15 protein-coding genes are annotated in these 14,664 nt (G+C 68.3%); 5 read left to right on the forward strand and 10 right to left on the reverse strand.

What is annotated here, in order from left to right; translation table 11 throughout:
- Positions 1–4: 4 nt before the first annotated feature.
- The 8 genes from VZC37_RS11275 to VZC37_RS11310 form a co-directional block, all read right to left on the reverse strand.
- Positions 5–886 (reverse strand): AAA family ATPase, encoded by an 882-nt coding sequence (locus tag VZC37_RS11275; RefSeq protein WP_330432596.1) that lies wholly within the window; start codon positions 884–886, stop codon positions 5–7.
- Positions 883–1,485, reverse strand: a complete 603-nt coding sequence (locus VZC37_RS11280) for a nucleotidyltransferase family protein (protein WP_330432597.1) — start codon at positions 1,483–1,485, stop codon at positions 883–885. The genes VZC37_RS11275 and VZC37_RS11280 overlap by 4 nt, the downstream gene beginning before the upstream one ends.
- On the reverse strand, positions 1,482–2,408 hold the full coding sequence (locus tag VZC37_RS11285) for an XdhC family protein (protein ID WP_330432598.1): 927 nt from the start codon (positions 2,406–2,408) through the stop codon (positions 1,482–1,484). Before VZC37_RS11285 ends, VZC37_RS11280 begins: the two co-directional genes overlap by 4 nt.
- A gap of 39 nt (positions 2,409–2,447) precedes the next feature.
- Positions 2,448–4,847, reverse strand: coding sequence for an aerobic carbon-monoxide dehydrogenase large subunit (locus VZC37_RS11290; protein ID WP_330432599.1), 2,400 nt, complete (start codon positions 4,845–4,847; stop codon positions 2,448–2,450).
- A complete protein-coding gene (locus VZC37_RS11295) occupies positions 4,844–5,335 on the reverse strand; it encodes a (2Fe-2S)-binding protein (protein ID WP_330432600.1) in 492 nt (163 codons plus the stop codon). Before VZC37_RS11295 ends, VZC37_RS11290 begins: the two co-directional genes overlap by 4 nt.
- A 33-nt stretch (positions 5,336–5,368) precedes the next feature.
- The gene (locus VZC37_RS11300; protein WP_330432601.1) at positions 5,369–6,262 is read right to left on the reverse strand and encodes an FAD binding domain-containing protein; all 894 of its coding nucleotides are present in this window, start codon (positions 6,260–6,262) and stop codon (positions 5,369–5,371) included.
- A 10-nt stretch (positions 6,263–6,272) separates the two neighbouring features.
- The gene (locus tag VZC37_RS11305) at positions 6,273–7,421 is read right to left on the reverse strand and encodes an XdhC family protein (RefSeq protein WP_330432602.1); all 1,149 of its coding nucleotides are present in this window, start codon (positions 7,419–7,421) and stop codon (positions 6,273–6,275) included.
- Positions 7,422–7,565: 144 nt separating this feature from the next.
- The gene (locus VZC37_RS11310; protein WP_330432603.1) at positions 7,566–8,060 is read right to left on the reverse strand and encodes an NUDIX hydrolase; all 495 of its coding nucleotides are present in this window, start codon (positions 8,058–8,060) and stop codon (positions 7,566–7,568) included.
- A 114-nt stretch (positions 8,061–8,174) separates the two neighbouring features.
- On the opposite strand from VZC37_RS11310, the gene VZC37_RS11315 reads away from it, so the two are divergent.
- The 5 genes from VZC37_RS11315 (at position 8,175) to rsgA (ending at position 12,943) form a co-directional block, all read left to right on the forward strand.
- Positions 8,175–9,878 (forward strand): nucleobase:cation symporter-2 family protein, encoded by a 1,704-nt coding sequence (locus tag VZC37_RS11315; protein ID WP_330432604.1) that lies wholly within the window; start codon positions 8,175–8,177, stop codon positions 9,876–9,878.
- Positions 9,879–9,943: 65 nt separating this feature from the next.
- On the forward strand, positions 9,944–10,180 hold the full coding sequence (locus tag VZC37_RS11320) for a hypothetical protein (protein WP_330432605.1): 237 nt from the start codon (positions 9,944–9,946) through the stop codon (positions 10,178–10,180).
- Positions 10,181–10,182: 2 nt separating this feature from the next.
- Positions 10,183–10,569, forward strand: a complete 387-nt coding sequence (locus VZC37_RS11325) for a VOC family protein (protein ID WP_330432606.1) — start codon at positions 10,183–10,185, stop codon at positions 10,567–10,569.
- A gap of 63 nt (positions 10,570–10,632) precedes the next feature.
- On the forward strand, positions 10,633–11,898 hold the full coding sequence (aroA, locus tag VZC37_RS11330) for a 3-phosphoshikimate 1-carboxyvinyltransferase (protein WP_330432607.1): 1,266 nt from the start codon (positions 10,633–10,635) through the stop codon (positions 11,896–11,898).
- A gap of 1 nt (position 11,899) precedes the next feature.
- Entirely contained in the window at positions 11,900–12,943 is a 1,044-nt protein-coding gene (rsgA, locus tag VZC37_RS11335) for a ribosome small subunit-dependent GTPase A (RefSeq protein WP_330432608.1), read from the forward strand.
- A gap of 88 nt (positions 12,944–13,031) precedes the next feature.
- On the opposite strand, the gene VZC37_RS11340 is transcribed toward rsgA, so the two are convergent.
- Positions 13,032–13,484 carry a MarR family winged helix-turn-helix transcriptional regulator gene (locus VZC37_RS11340; protein WP_330432609.1) on the reverse strand — a complete coding sequence of 151 codons (453 nt, stop codon included), beginning with the start codon at positions 13,482–13,484 and terminating at the stop codon, positions 13,032–13,034.
- Between the two features lie 67 nt (positions 13,485–13,551).
- Positions 13,552–14,610, reverse strand: a complete 1,059-nt coding sequence (locus tag VZC37_RS11345; RefSeq protein WP_330432610.1) for an alkene reductase — start codon at positions 14,608–14,610, stop codon at positions 13,552–13,554.
- Between the last annotated feature and the right edge of the window lie 54 nt (positions 14,611–14,664).

The raw sequence follows: 14,664 nt of genomic DNA on the forward strand, positions 1-14,664 counted from the left end.
GGGGTCACCGCACGTCCCCGCTCTCGAGCGCGCCCACCAGGGTGTCCCGATCGTCGGGGGTCTTGACCAGCGTGCCGAGCGCCGGTGCGACGGCAGCTGGGACCAGTTCGGCGACTCCGAGAGTGATGAGAGCCGACACCCAGTCGATCGCCTCGGCGATGCCCGGCGGTTTGTCCAGGTCAAGTCCGCGGACTCGACCGACGAACACCGAGGCGTCGGCGATCAGACTCTCGGGTGCGCCGCGCACGGTCCGCCGCAGGATCGCGGCCACCTGCGCTGCACCGGGATAGGCGATCCAGTGATACAGGCAACGACGCCGCAGGGCCTCGTGCAGTTCGCGACTGCGGTTGGAGGTGAGCACGACCAGCGGACGCCGCTCGGCCCGAATCGTGCCGATCTCGGGGATGGTGACCGCACCCTCACCGAGGAACTCGAACAGCAGCGCCTCGAATTCGTCGTCGGCACGGTCGATCTCGTCGATCAGCAACACCGGCGGTCGCGGCCCACGGTGTCGGATCGCCGCCAACAGCGGACGTTCGGACAGATACTCGGGCGCGTAGAGGTCGGCGTCGGCGAGTGCGTGACCACGGGTCTCGGACATCTTGATGGCCAGGAGTTGACGCTGATAGTTCCATTCGTACAGGGCATCGTGGGCCCCGAGGCCCTCATAGCACTGCAGGCGGATCAGATCGGTGTCCAGAACCGTCGCGAGAGCTGTGGCGGCCGACGTCTTGCCCACGCCCGGTTCACCTTCCAGCAGAATCGGCATCCCCATCGATGTCGCAAGGAACAGCGCGGTCGCCAGTCCCTCGTCGGCGAGATAGTCGACGGCATCGAGATCCCGCGTGACCTGCTCAGGCGAGTCGAACAGCCGGGCACCGCTCATCGCAGACGCACCTCGGCGGACCGCTCGACAAGCCTGCGGTAGTCCTCTTCGGTGTCGACATCGAGTGGGGTGTCCTCGTCGATGTCGACGGTGACGAGCGCGGGACCGGCCGCGTCGATGAGCTTCCAGACCCCTTTGTCGCCATGCAATTGCTCGATGTCGGGAAAGATGCTGCGCCCCAGCCAGAACGGATGGCCGAGACCGTCGCGATAGCGGACGGCACCGAGGCGCGTTCCGGGTGCCGCAGCCAGCAACGCCCGAACCGCTGTCCGGCTGATCCCGGGCTGATCGCCCAGGAGCAGCACGGCGCCGTCGGCGGCGGGGTCGAGGACTCCGACCGCCCGGCGGATCGACGACGAGCAGCCCGATCGATGAACATCGTTGCGCACCACGGTGACACCACGCAGATCCACCTGCTCGACGATGCCGTCGGCGAACGCGCCGAGGGTGACGATGATCTGGTCGAAACCCTGGTTCCGCACGGTGTCGAGCGTCGCACCCAGCAACGTCGTCCCCGCATAGGGCAGCAACTGTTTCGGACGCCCCAGGCGACGGGATCCGCCTGCCGCGAGCACCACGGCGCACACCGGTGCTGTCATCGGGCCGCCTGCAGACCACCGGCGGAACGGGCGATGAAGGTGTCGCGGCATCCCGTACAGCAGAACCAATGTCGGCCGGTGTCGTCGACGTGCTCCGGGGTGTCGTCGGCGACGAGGATGGTCATCCCGCAGATCGGGTCGATCTCCCGCCGCGCCGCCGCGCCCGACCCGGCGAGCCCGTCACGGCGGACGGCGGCCACCAACTCCGCGAACACCGACAGCGCGATCTCGGCCGGGGTGCGGGCACCGATGTCGAGGCCGACCGGCGTGTGCACACGTTCGCGCTCTGCGGTCGTCAGACCCATCGCGTCCAGCACCGCGGCGCCACGCTTCCGACTGGCCACCAACCCGACGAACGGGACGCCGGAATCCAAAGCCCGGCGGATCATCCCGCTCTCGTCTCCACCATGGGTCGCGACGATCGCGGCGACCGCACCACCGAACCCATCACGATCCGCACCCTCGAGCTCATCGCCGCCCACCTGGGCGATGTCGAAACCCAGCAGCCGCCCCTGGTCGACGACGCCCCGAGCGATGGGTGTGTCCCCGACGACGTGCACGACCGGCGGTGGTAGCACCGGTTCGATGAAGATCTCCAGGGCCCCGCCGGACAGGCAGGGATTGACCGCCACTCGCGCGCCGGGTGCCTCGGGGTAGGGCTCGGCGTCACCCGGCAGAATCCGCAGCAGGACCCCGTGGCCCTCGGTGATCGCGTCGACGGCGGCGAGGCGCACCGACTCCGCCGCACACTGACCGCCGGCGAAGCCGTCCATCCGACCGTCGGCTGTCACCAGCGCATGATCACCCGGATGTGCCGACGTCGGCTGCGCAGCGCGCACCACGGTTGCGTGCGCGAACGGAATCCGTTGTCCCGCGTAGTCGGCGGCCAACTCGGCCAGCGATCTCCGATCGTCGGGTGTCATGACGGCTTCCTCTCGTCGCAGTTCACGCGCGGGTCGGGGTCAGATCGGCGGCCGCGCCCGTCCTTGCATCGCCTCCCACACCCGTGATGGGGTGAGCGGCATGTCGGCGTGCCGGATCCCGTAGGGCGCCAGCGCGTCGATCACGGCGTTCACCACCGCCGGTGGTGAACCGACCGTCGCCGACTCCCCGACCCCCTTGGCGCCGATCGGATGATGCGGCGACGGTGTCACCGTGTACCCCGTCTCCCAGTGCGGCACCTCGAGAGCGGTCGGGATCAGATAGTCCATGAGCGAGCCGTTGAGGCAGTTGCCGGACTCGTCGAACTCGATCACCTCCATCAGCGCCATCCCGACGCCGTCGGTCAATCCGCCGTGCACCTGACCTTCGATGATCATCGGATTGATCCGGGTGCCGCAGTCGTCGACGGCGACGAACCTGCGCACCTTCACGACCGCGGTGTCGGGGTCGATGTCGACCACGCAGATGTAGGCACCGAACGGGTACGTGAGGTTGGCCGGGTTGTAGACCACCGATGCGTCCAGCCCGCCCTCGACACCGGGCGGAAGATCACCGGCACCGTGTGCGGCCATCGCGATCTCCGCGATCGTCACCGACGTACCCGGGTCACCCTTGACCCCGAAACTCCCCTTCTGCCACTCGAGGTCGGCCACCGACACCTCGAGCATGCCCGACGCGATGAGTTTCGCCTTGTCCCTGATCTTGCGTGCGGCCATCGCCGCAGCCGCGCCGGACACCGGGGTGGACCGACTGCCGTAGGTACCCAATCCGAAGGGCGTGTTGTCGGTGTCGCCGTGGACCACGTCGATGTCGTCGGGCGCGATGCCGAGTTCCTCGGCGACGATCTGCGCGTAGGTGGTTTCGTGGCCCTGCCCCTGCGACTGCACCGACAGCCGAACCACCGCCTTGCCCGTGGGATGTACACGCACATCACACCCGTCGGCCATGCCCAGACCCAGGATGTCCATGTCCTTGCGGGGGCCGGCGCCGACCGCCTCGGTGAAGAACGCCACCCCGATGCCCATCAACTCGCCGCGCTCGCGTTTCGCGGCCTGCTCCGCAAGAAGTCCGTCGTAGTCGGCGATCCGCATCGCCTCGGTCATCGCCGCGTCGTAGTCACCGGAGTCGTAGACCCACCCGGTCTTGGTGGTGTACGGGAACTGGTCGGGTTGGATGAAGTTCTTGCGCCGCAGGGCGATCTGGTCCATGCCGAGTTCGGCGGCGAGACAGTTCACCAGGCGTTCGACGAAGTAGACCGCCTCGGTGATCCGGAACGAGCACGCGTACGCCACGCCGCCGGGCGCCTTGTTGGTGTAGACCGCGGTCATCGCGCAGTGCGCGGCCTCGAGTTGGTAACTGCCGGTGAAGACTCCGAAGAAGCCGGCGGGGTACTTCACCGGCGCGGCGACACCGTTGAAGGCGCCGTGATCGGCGAGCACGTTGCTGCGGATGGCCAGGATGCGGCCGTCGCGGGTGGCGGCGATCTCGCCGCGCATCACGTAGTCGCGGGCGAATCCGGTGCTCGTCAGGTTCTCGGTGCGGTCCTCCATCCATTTCACCGGCTTGCCCGTCACAATCGACCCGACGACCGCGCAGACGTATCCCGGGTAGATCGGTACCTTGTTGCCGAATCCGCCGCCGATGTCCGGGGAGATCACCCGGATCTTGTGTTCGGGGATGCCGGCGACGATGGCGTACAGGGTGCGGTGGGCGTGCGGCGCCTGCGAGGTGGACCAGAGGGTGAGCTTGCCATCAACCCTATCGAAATCGGCCACCGCACCGCAGGTTTCCATCGGCGCGGGATGCACGCGCGGGTAGACCATGTCCTGGGTGACGACCACCTCGGCCTCGGCGAACACGGCATCGGTGGCCGCCTTGTCGCCGGTCTCCCAGTCGAAGATGTGATTGTCGGTCTTGCCGTCGAGGTCGTCGCGGATCACCGGCGCCGAGGGTTCCAGGGCCTTGCGCACATCATGCACCGGGTCGAGGATGTCGTAGTCGATGTCGATGAGTTCGAGGGCATCCCGTGCCGTGTAGCGATCTTCGGCGACGACCGCGGCGACCTCCTGCCCCTGGAAGCGGACCTTGTCGGTGGCGAGCACCGCCTGGACGTCGCCCGACAGCGTCGGCATCCAGTCCAGGCCCAGCCCTTTCAGCGTCTCCCCGGTGATGACGGCCTTGACCTTCGGCAGCGCCTCGGCCGCCGTGGTGTCGACGTTGACGATCCGGGCGTGGGCCACGGGCGACCGCAGGATCGCCATGTGCAGCATGCCGGGCAGCTGGACGTCGTCGACGTATCGGCCGAGGCCGCGGATGAAGCGCGGATCCTCCTTGCGGAGCATCCGCCCGTAGCCGACCGGTTTCTGGTTGTTGTCGACGAGATCCGCCGCAGCGGGTTCGGGAGGTGTCGTGAGAGTCATCGGACCGCTCCTTCGGTATCGGCTGCGTCCCCGGCATGCCGGGCCGCCCACTGCACCGACCGCACGATGGTGGTGTAGCCGGTGCAGCGGCAGATCTGACCGCTGATCGCCTCCCGGATCTCGTCCTCGCTGGGATCGGGGTTCTCGTCGAGCAGTGCCCGCGCGGTCATCAGCATGCCGGGTGTGCAGAAACCGCATTGCAGCCCATGGCATTCCATGAATCCCTGCTGCAGCGGGTCGAGGGTGGTGCCCTGCTCCAGCCCCTCCACGGTGCGCACCTCGTGCCCGCCGGCCATGACGGCGAGAACGGTGCACGACTTCACCGGCCGCCCATCGATCTGCACCACACACGTGCCGCAGTTGCTGGTGTCGCAGCCCCAGTGGGTCCCGGTGAGAGCGAGATGGTCACGGAGGAAATGCACCAGCAGCAGGCGCGGCTCGACGTCCCGGGACACCGATTCGCCGTTGACGGTCATCGTCACTTGCATCGAATTCTCCTCTGGGTCAGGGCTGTCGGGAGTTCAGGTTCCGGCGCCCGCGGTGGCGTCGATGCCGAGTCGCCGGGCACTGCGCCGCAGCGCCCGGCGGGTCAGTTCGTCGGCGAGATGCCGTTTGTACTCGACGGTTCCGCGGCCGTCGGTGACCGGCTCACATGCCTGCGCGGCGATCTCGCCCGCGCGGGTCCACGCGTCCTCGGTCGGCGGCCGACCGCGCAGCGCCTCCGAGATCGCCGGAATCCCGGTGGTGTTGGCGCCCACCGCCGCCAGCCCCACCCGGGCATCGGCGACCACGCCGTCGGCCAGCCACAAGGCCGCACCCGCGGCGACGACCGCCCAGTCCCCGGCCCGTCGTTCCACCTTCTCGTAGGCGCTCGAGCCACCGGCCCGGATCGGAATCCGCACCTCGGTGAGCATCTCGTTCTGTTCGACCGCGGTCTCGTACGGACCGCGATGGAATTCCTCCATGGTGACCACTCGCTCGCCGTCGGCGCCGCGGATGACGCAGCTCGCGTTGAGGGTGGTGCACACACTGGACAGATCCTCGGAAGGGTCTGCCTGACACAGCGATCCGCCGAGAGTCCCGCGATTGCGGACCACCGGGTCGGCGATCACCTTCTCCGCGTCGCGGAAGATGGGGAAGGCCTCGAACAGTGGTTCGTTGGCCAGGAGTTCGCAGTGGCGGGTCAGCGCGCCGATACGCACGTCGTCGTCGGTGAAGCGGATGTAGCCGAGTTCGTCGTGCAGGTCGTTGATGTCGATCAGGTACTCGGGGGTGGCCAGACGCAGCTTCATCATCGGCAGCAGGCTGTGCCCGCCGGCGATGAGCCGCGCCTCGTCGCCGAGCCGGCCGAGCAGTCCGATGGCGTCGTCGACACTGGTCGCGCGCTCGTACTCGAAGGGTGCCGGAACCTGCATGATGTCTCCTCTAGGGCGAGCTGACGGGGCTGCGGACGACGTCGGGATGGATGTGGTCGGCGAGGCGGGTGAGGTTGATCCCGCTGCCGCCGCGTCGGACGGCGATGATCTCGGCGACGATGGAGACCGCGGTCTCGGCGGGGGTCCGTGCGCCGAGGTCGAGGCCGATCGGCGAGTGCAGCCGAGCGAGGTCGGCCTCGGTTGCCCCGTCGTCGCGTAGCCGGCGCAGGCGGTCCTCGTGGGTGCGCCGCGAACCCATGGCGCCGATGTAGACGCCCGGCGGTGTCTCGAACGCCGCCCGCAATGCCGGTACGTCGAACTTCGGGTCATGGGTGAGCACGCAGATCGCCGCCCGCGAGTCGACCCGGCCGGCCGCCAGTTCGTTGCGCAGGTAGCGATGGGGCCAGTCCACGACGACCTCGTCGGCGGCGGGGAACCGGTGCCGCGTGGCGAACACACCGCGGGCATCGCACACGGTCACGTGGTAGCCGAGCGCGGCACCCGCCTCCGCGACGGCCGCGGCGAAGTCGACCGCTCCGAACACGATCAGCCGCGGCGGCGGGGCGAAGCTGTTGACGAACACCGCGATGTCCTCACCTGTCCGGAGCCCGCCGGCGCCGTACCGCAGCGTCGTCGACTCCCCCAGGTCCAGCAGACCCCGCGCATCCTCCGCCACCACGCGGTCGAGGTCCGCGTCGCCGAGCGTGCCGCCCACACCGTCGGGCGTGACGACGAGATGACCGCCCACCGGTGGGTCCGCGTGCGCCGAGGAGGTCACGGTCGCAGTCGCCACGGGCCGTCGTGCCGCGACGGCGTCGGCGAGCTGGTCGAGTGCGGGCCAGGTCGTCGCGGTCACCGGTTCGCAGAACACGTCGAGGGTGCCGCCGCAGGTGAGGCCGACGGCGAAGGCGTCGTCGTCGGCGATCCCGTACCGCTCGGCGGTCGGCCGTCCCGTCCGCATCGCCTCACCGGCGAGTTCGTACACGGCCCCTTCGACACACCCGCCCGACACCGACCCGACGACCGTGCCGTCCTCCAGCCGCAGCATCGCGGCCCCCGGCTGCCGCGGGGCCGATCCGAAGGTCGCCACGACGGTCGTCAATCCGACCGTCTCGCCGTTGCGCCAGCGTTCCACCAGCACGGGCAGGACGTCTTTCATGTACACATCCTCGATTCAGCGGACAGGGCTGTGTTCCGCATCACAGGGCCGTGATGGTGTCCAGTCTGCGCCGGTTCCGCCCGGCGTCAACCCAAACCTCAGTATTCGCTGAAGTCAGGGCACCCTCATCGGGTTCGGCACCGATCACAACGCCGACAGGAGACGGTCGACGAACGCCGCTTGGGCGGGATTGAGCGCCGAGCGCGCGGTCGCGGGGTCGACCCACTCGGCGCGATCGATCTCGGGGAACTCCTGAAACCGTCCGGACCGCGGCGGCCACTGCATCTCGAAGGTGTTGCTGACCAGCGTCTTCACGTCGAAATCACCTTCGATCGCGAACCCGGTGACCACCTTGCCGCTCTTCAGCGTCACCTCGCCGAGTTCGATGACCGGCCCGTCGGGCGGCGGGCTGCCCATCTCCTCGGCGAACTCACGACGCGCCGTCGCCAGCGGTGTCTCGTCGAGTTCGTACAGACCTTTCGGGATCGACCAGGCGCCCGCGTCCTTGCGCGCCCACAGCGGCCCGCCGGGATGCGCGATCAGCACCTCGATGCCGCCGTCTGCGCCACGGTCCGGGCCCCCGTCCACCCGCCGATACAGCAACAGACCCGCACTTCGCCGACTCGTCTGACGTGCCATCGCACCATTGTGCGCGCGCCGGCGCGACGACGTGCCGCACGATATATCTTCGCCGAAACATCACCGTCATACGATTGCGCCACAACGGAAACGACCGGCTCGTACACACTGCATATGGCGGTTCTCGACACGATCAAGCGCGGCAAGACGACACCTCATCCGGTGGATGAGATACCGCCGTTGGCCAAGCTCCTCCCCCTTGGTATCCAGCACGTTCTCGCGATGTACGCCGGCGCCGTCGCGGTGCCGCTGATCGTCGGCGGAGCGATGGTCAGCGCGGGTCAGCTCGAACAGGGGGACATCGTCCACCTGATCATGGCCGACCTGTTCGTCGCCGGTATCGCGACGATCCTGCAGGCGGTCGGTTTCTGGCGATTCGGTGTGCGGCTGCCCCTGATGCAGGGCGTCACGTTCGCCGCCGTCGGGCCGATGATCACCATCGGTCAGAGCCACGGCATCACCGCGATCTACGGATCGGTGATCTGTTGCGGCCTGTTCATGATCCTGGCCGCACCCGTCGTCGGGAAACTGATCCGGTTCTTCCCGCCGCTGGTGACCGGCACCATCATCCTCATCATCGGCGTCTCGCTGATGCGCGTCGCCGCGGGCTGGTTCGGCGGCGGCACCGCGGCCGGCGAGGACTTCGGCGAACCCAAGGCCATCGCCTTCGGCTTCTTCACCCTCGCGGTGATCATCGCGCTGGAACGGTTCGCACCGGGCCCGATCAAACGCGTCTCGGTGCTGATCGGCCTGGTCGTCGGCACGCTGGTCTCGCTGCCCTTCGGGATGGCGAACTGGGATGCCGTCGGCGAGAACCCCTGGATCGGCATCCCCCAGCCCTTCCAATTCGGTGCGCCGACCTTCGAGATCTCCTCGATCATCGCTCTGATCATCGTGGCGCTGGTGATCATGACCGAGACGACCGGCGACATCGTCGCGGTCGGTGAGATCGTCGACAAGAAGATCACGCCGCAGAAACTCGCCGACGGTATGCGCGCCGACGGCCTCGGAACAGTGCTCGGCGGTGTTTTCAACACCTTCCCGTACACCGCGTTCGCGCAGAACGTCGGCCTCGTGGCGATCACCGGCGTCAAGACCCGTCACGTCGCCACCTGCGCGGGCATCATCCTGGTGATCCTCGGACTGCTGCCGAAGATGGCGGCCGTCGTCGAAGGCATCCCGATGCCGGTGCTCGGCGGCGCCGGTGTCGCGCTGTTCGGCATGGTCGCCGCCAGCGGTGTGCGGACGCTGAGCAAGGTCAAGTTCAACAACACCAACGTGCTGGTCGTGGCCATCTCGGTGGGTGTGGCGATGCTGACCGAGGCGAAGCTCTACTACACCAACCGCGACCTGGGCGACGCGCCGGTCAACGTGTCGCTGGATCTGTATCACCAGTTCCCGGACTGGTTCCAGACCATCTTCCACTCCGGCATCTCCGCCGGCGCCCTGACCGCCATCCTGCTCAACCTGTTGCTGAACACCCGCAGCACCTCACCCGACCCGGTCGACTACCACAACACCGGCGAGATCGAGGTCGCCGACCCGACCGGTGCGAACCTCGCCGCCTCGGACTCGATCCGTGCCGCCGCGTTCGATCCGCGCGACGCGCTCGCCGCCGCCGACCCGGATTCGCCGCCGGACACCCTGCGCTACCTCGCCGAACACGATCCGGATCTGCATCCGTTCATCGTCACCAACCCGTCGGCGCCGAAAGACCTGTGCGACTGGATCAAGGAGCAGGGTGACCCCAAGGTCCTCCGCTTGTTCGAGACGTGGGACTCGCACACCGACGGCGGGTTCACCAGGCGCGGTTCCTGACCCTGCTCGGGTAACCCCTACTCGGGTAACCCCTATGAGGGGCCATCTCGGTTTATCGTTGGTTCATGTCCGACAGCCCCCGCGACGATCACCATCCGGCCGACGCCCTCATCGACGACGACCCGGACAAACCGCACGAGTACCCGCACGACTCGGCGTTCGCCTTCGGTGACGCCAAGGCCATCGGCGAGACCGCCCGGATCGCCAAGGAGAAGGCGATCTACGAGGCCTCCCGGCACGGCCACGACATCAATCGGGGCCACGCGGTGGGCGGCACCGACGGGTCGACCGACGGACAGTAGGCGTGGAGGTTCTGAGCAGCCGGGTCCTGCTGCGGTCGGCCGATCCCGAGCGGCTGCAGACGTTCTACCGACACCGGCTGAAGCTCGCCGTGGCCCGGGAGTATCCGGGTGGGGTGGTGTTCCATGCGGGCAACGGGCTGATCGAGGTGCCCGCACACATGAGCGACGACGTGGGGACCGGCGGAGGCGCCGACGCCGCGCTGTGGCTACAGGTCCGCGACATGTCGTCCGCAGAAACCGAGCTCCGCGCAGCCGACGTCGACATCGTGCGGGAGGCCCGCACCGAACCCTGGGGCCTCGTCGAGATGCACATCGCCGACCCCGACGGCCGGACGATCATCCTCGTGGAGATCCCCGCCGATCACCCGCTGCGGCGGGACACCCGGTGACCGCGGCGACCCGGTGACAGCAGGCACGGTGACCGGGCGATCGACCATGACAGACTGGACCGCATGAGTATCTGGGGTGCGCCCACCGTGACGTCGCCGGTCGAGGCCACCGTGGAGCTGCCCGGCTCGAAGTCGATCACCAATCGGGCGTTCATCCTGGCGGCCCTCGCGGACGGTCCCTCCACCGTGCGCGGCGCGCTGCGCAGCCGCGACACCAATCTCATGCTCAGCGGGCTCAGCGGCCTCGGCACCGGTGTGCAGGTCGATCCCGACGACGAGACCACGGTGCTGATCACCCCCCGGACCATGCGCGGCGCCGACGTCTATTGCGGCCTGGCCGGCACCGTCATGCGGTTCCTGCCGCCGGTGGCCGCCTTCGCGACCGGAACCGTCACGTTCGACGGCGACGAACAGGCCCGTACCCGCCCGCTGTCCACCATCCTCGACGCGCTGCGCGACCTCGGTGTCGCTGTCAGCGGAGAACGACTGCCGTTCACCATCGACGGCACCGGCGCCGCGCCCGGCGGCGAGGTCACCATCGACGCGTCGGCGTCGTCGCAGTTCGTGTCGGGTCTGCTGCTGTCGGCGGCCCGATTCGACGACGGTGTCACGGTGCGCCACGTCGGCCCGCCGGTCCCGTCGATGCCGCACATCGACATGACCGTCGACATGCTGGCCGAATCGGGTGTCGTCGTGCAACACCCGAACCCCGAGACGTGGCAGGTGTCGTCGTCGACGATCGCTGCGCTTGACCGTGACATCGAGCCGGACCTGTCGAACGCCGCAGCATTCCTCGCCGCCGCAGCCGTCACGAACGGGTCGGTGACGGTGCCGCGCTGGCCGTCGGCCACCACCCAACCCGGCGCCCAGATCGTCGACGTCCTTGCCGAGATGGGTTGCGCCATCGATCATTCCGGCGGCGACCTGACCGTCCGCGGCCCGGAGAAGTTGACCGGCATCAACATCGACCTGCGTGCCATCGGCGAGTTGACCCCCACCATCGCCGCGCTGTGCGCGCTCGCCGACGGCGAGTCGGTGTTGTCGGGTATCGCGCACCTGCGCGGCCACGAAACCAACCGCCTGGCCGCCCTGACCACCGAGATCAACCGGCTCGGCGGCGACTGCACCGAGACCGACGACGGACTGCGGATCGCACCGGCGACCATGCACGGCGGGGTGTGGGAGTCCTACGCCGACCACCGGATGGCCACCGCCGGAGCGCTCGTCGGCCTGGTGGTGCAGGGTGTCACCGTCGCCGATGTGGAGACCACGCAGAAGACGCTGCCGGACTTTCCGGGCATGTGGCAGAAGATGATCGGGCATCCCTGACGTGAGCCGGCGCGCCTCGAGCTACGACGAGTCCGACGTCCGGATACGTCCCGGCAAGGGCAGCCGACCACGCACCAAACAACGACCCAGCCATGACGACGCGGTCGACGCCATGGTAATCTCCGTCGACCGCGGCCGCTGGGGCTGCGTGCTCGACGGTGACCCCGGTCGACCCGTGGTCGCGATGCGGGCTCGTGAACTGGGCCGGACGCCGGTCGTCGTCGGCGACGAGGTCTCTGTCGTCGGGGATCTGACGGGACGCCCGGACACGCTGGCGCGAATCGTGCGAGTGGCCGACCGTACGACCGTGCTGCGCCGCACCGCCGACGACACCGACCCGTATGAACGCATCGTGGTGGCCAACGCCGACCAGCTGCTGATCGTCACCGCGCTCGCCGACCCGCCGCCGCGGACCGGGTTCGTCGAACGCGCCCTCGCCGCCGCCTACGTCGGCGGGCTCACACCGATCCTGTGCCTCACCAAATCGGATCTGGCCGACCCGGCCGAGTTCGCCGGCGCGTTCGACGACCTCGGGCTGCCCATCGTCCTCGCCGGGCGTGACGACCCGATCGATGCGGTCAGCGAGATCCTCGACGGACACGTCACGGCGCTGATCGGGCATTCCGGGGTCGGCAAGTCGACATTGGTGAATCGTCTTGTGCCGGAGGCAGAACGGGCCACCGGCGAGGTGTCCGGCGTCGGCAAGGGGCGCCACACGTCCACCCAGTCGGTGGCCCTTCCGCTGCCCGGTTCGCGGTCGGCGGAGCAGGGATGGGTGGTCGACACTCCGGGCATCCGGTCGTTCGGCCTCGCACACGTCGGACCCGACGACATCGTCGACGCCTTCGACGATCTCCGCGACGCCATCGAGGAATGTCCGCGTGGCTGCACACATCTGGGTCCGCCCGCCGATCCGGAGTGCGCGCTCGACGAGCTGAGCGGCGCGTCGTTCCGTCGCGCGATGGCCGTGCGGCAACTGCTGCTCGCGGTGTCCGGACAGGTTGCCGAGGAGACCCAGATCGCCACCGATCAGCCGACCGAATAAACCCGAGCCGCAGGTCACTAGCCGCTGGGCGAGGACATGGCGAGACCAGCCCACGAGGAGATCCGATGGTCGCGCGTTGCCGCGGATCTCACAGTGCCGCGTGTAAATCTCCGAACATGTCGACCAGAGGCGCCAGCTCGGGCACGGCGGCCGCCTCCTCCAGCGCAGTCTGCAGTGCCTCGTCGTAGGCAGGACGGGCCTGCTCCAGCAGGCGCTGACCGTCGCGGGTCAACTCGGTGTAGATCCCCCGCCGGTCGTCCACACAGATGAACCGCGCCAGCAAACCGCGCGTTTCGAGCCGATTCACGAGACGGGTGGTGGCGCTCGTCGAGAGCGCTGTCGCGCGCGCGAGTTGCTGCATTCGCATATGCAGTTCCCCGTGCTGGCGGCTCAGGACATCGAGCACGCTGTACTCGACCACGGACAGGTTCGTACCCGATTGCAGAGCAGCTTCCAGCTTGTCCTCGACCAGGTGGTGAAACGCAGTCAGCGCACGCCATCCCTGTGCGCGCACCTCAACCGCGTCGTCAGAGAACGCCATTCGCGACTCCTTTCGCCCGATGGCCCATCATACGCAGGCGAAAGCCCACCGATCGGCCGACGCGAGGTCACACCTCGCTGAGCACGGGATAATCGACGTACCCTGCAGCACCGCCACCGTAGAAGCTCGACGGATCGGGGGTGTTCAACGGCGCGCCGGCGGCAAGGCGCTCCGGCAGGTCCGGCGTGGCGATGAAGTCCCGGCCGAATGCCACTGCGTCGGCCACACCATCGCGCAGCATGCGTTCCGCGTCGTCAGAAGACATCTCCTCGTTCGCGAACACCGGGCCGCCGAACGTCTCCTTGATGCGCGGCAGGACACTATCCGCTGCTTCGATCTCGCGGATGAACAGGAAACCGACGCCCCGATCACGCAACTCGGCTGCGACGTGCGTGAAGAGCGCGCGCGGGTCGCTGTCGCCCATGTCGTGCTCCTCGCCCCGCGGCCGCAGGTGCACACCCACATTGTCGGCGCCCCACACAGAGGCGACCGCGTCGACGATCTCGAGCAGGAATCGCGATCGGTTCTCGATGCTGCCGCCATAGTGGTCGGTCCGCTTGTTGGTGCTGTCCTGGAGGAACTGGTCGATGAGATAGCCGTTGGCTGCGTGCACTTCGACGCCGTCGAATCCGGCCGCCTTGGCATTCACCGCACCACGGCGGAAATCATCCACGATGGAAGGGATTTCGGCCGTATCGAGCGCACGAGGCGTCGGGTATGGCCGGTGCGGACGCAATTGCCGGACGCGTCCGGCCGCCGCGATGGCGCTGGGCGCCACCGGGAGTTCGCCGTCGAGCAATTCGGGATCCGAGATGCGACCGACGTGCCACAGCTGCAGGAAGATGCGCCCTCCGGCGGAGTGGACGGCGCTGGTGACCTGTCGCCACCCCTCGACCTGCTCGTCCGACCAGATCCCCGGCGTGTTGCGGTAGCCGACGCCTTGTGCGCTGACCACCGTCGCCTCACTGATGATGAGGCCGGCTCCGGCTCGCTGGGCGTAGTAGGTCGCCATCAGCTCGGTGGGTACCCGCCCCTCCCCCGCGCGGCAGCGGGTGAGGGGGGACATCACCACACGATTCGGCATGGTCATGTCGCCGATGGTCAGCGGGACGAACAGTTCCGACATCGATTCGGTCTCCTGACGTTGGTTGTGTCGACGCACCACTGGATCGAGGTGAGT

This window comes from Gordonia sesuvii (genome assembly GCF_036350415.1).
In the GTDB taxonomy this organism is placed as follows: Bacteria; Actinomycetota; Actinomycetes; order Mycobacteriales; family Mycobacteriaceae; genus Gordonia; species Gordonia sesuvii.

Coding starts and splice junctions, on each gene's coding strand:
- VZC37_RS11275 (WP_330432596.1), bottom strand. CDS start 886: ATGAGCGGTGCCCGGCTGTTCGACTCGCCTGAGCAGGTCACGCGGGAT.
- VZC37_RS11280 (WP_330432597.1), bottom strand. CDS start 1,485: ATGACAGCACCGGTGTGCGCCGTGGTGCTCGCGGCAGGCGGATCCCGT.
- VZC37_RS11285 (WP_330432598.1), bottom strand. CDS start 2,408: ATGACACCCGACGATCGGAGATCGCTGGCCGAGTTGGCCGCCGACTAC.
- VZC37_RS11290 (WP_330432599.1), bottom strand. CDS start 4,847: ATGACTCTCACGACACCTCCCGAACCCGCTGCGGCGGATCTCGTCGAC.
- VZC37_RS11295 (WP_330432600.1), bottom strand. CDS start 5,335: ATGCAAGTGACGATGACCGTCAACGGCGAATCGGTGTCCCGGGACGTC.
- VZC37_RS11300 (WP_330432601.1), bottom strand. CDS start 6,262: ATGCAGGTTCCGGCACCCTTCGAGTACGAGCGCGCGACCAGTGTCGAC.
- VZC37_RS11305 (WP_330432602.1), bottom strand. CDS start 7,421: ATGAAAGACGTCCTGCCCGTGCTGGTGGAACGCTGGCGCAACGGCGAG.
- VZC37_RS11310 (WP_330432603.1), bottom strand. CDS start 8,060: ATGGCACGTCAGACGAGTCGGCGAAGTGCGGGTCTGTTGCTGTATCGG.
- VZC37_RS11315 (WP_330432604.1), top strand. CDS start 8,175: ATGGCGGTTCTCGACACGATCAAGCGCGGCAAGACGACACCTCATCCG.
- VZC37_RS11320 (WP_330432605.1), top strand. CDS start 9,944: ATGTCCGACAGCCCCCGCGACGATCACCATCCGGCCGACGCCCTCATC.
- aroA (WP_330432607.1), top strand. CDS start 10,633: ATGAGTATCTGGGGTGCGCCCACCGTGACGTCGCCGGTCGAGGCCACC.
- VZC37_RS11340 (WP_330432609.1), bottom strand. CDS start 13,484: ATGGCGTTCTCTGACGACGCGGTTGAGGTGCGCGCACAGGGATGGCGT.
- VZC37_RS11345 (WP_330432610.1), bottom strand. CDS start 14,610: ATGTCGGAACTGTTCGTCCCGCTGACCATCGGCGACATGACCATGCCG.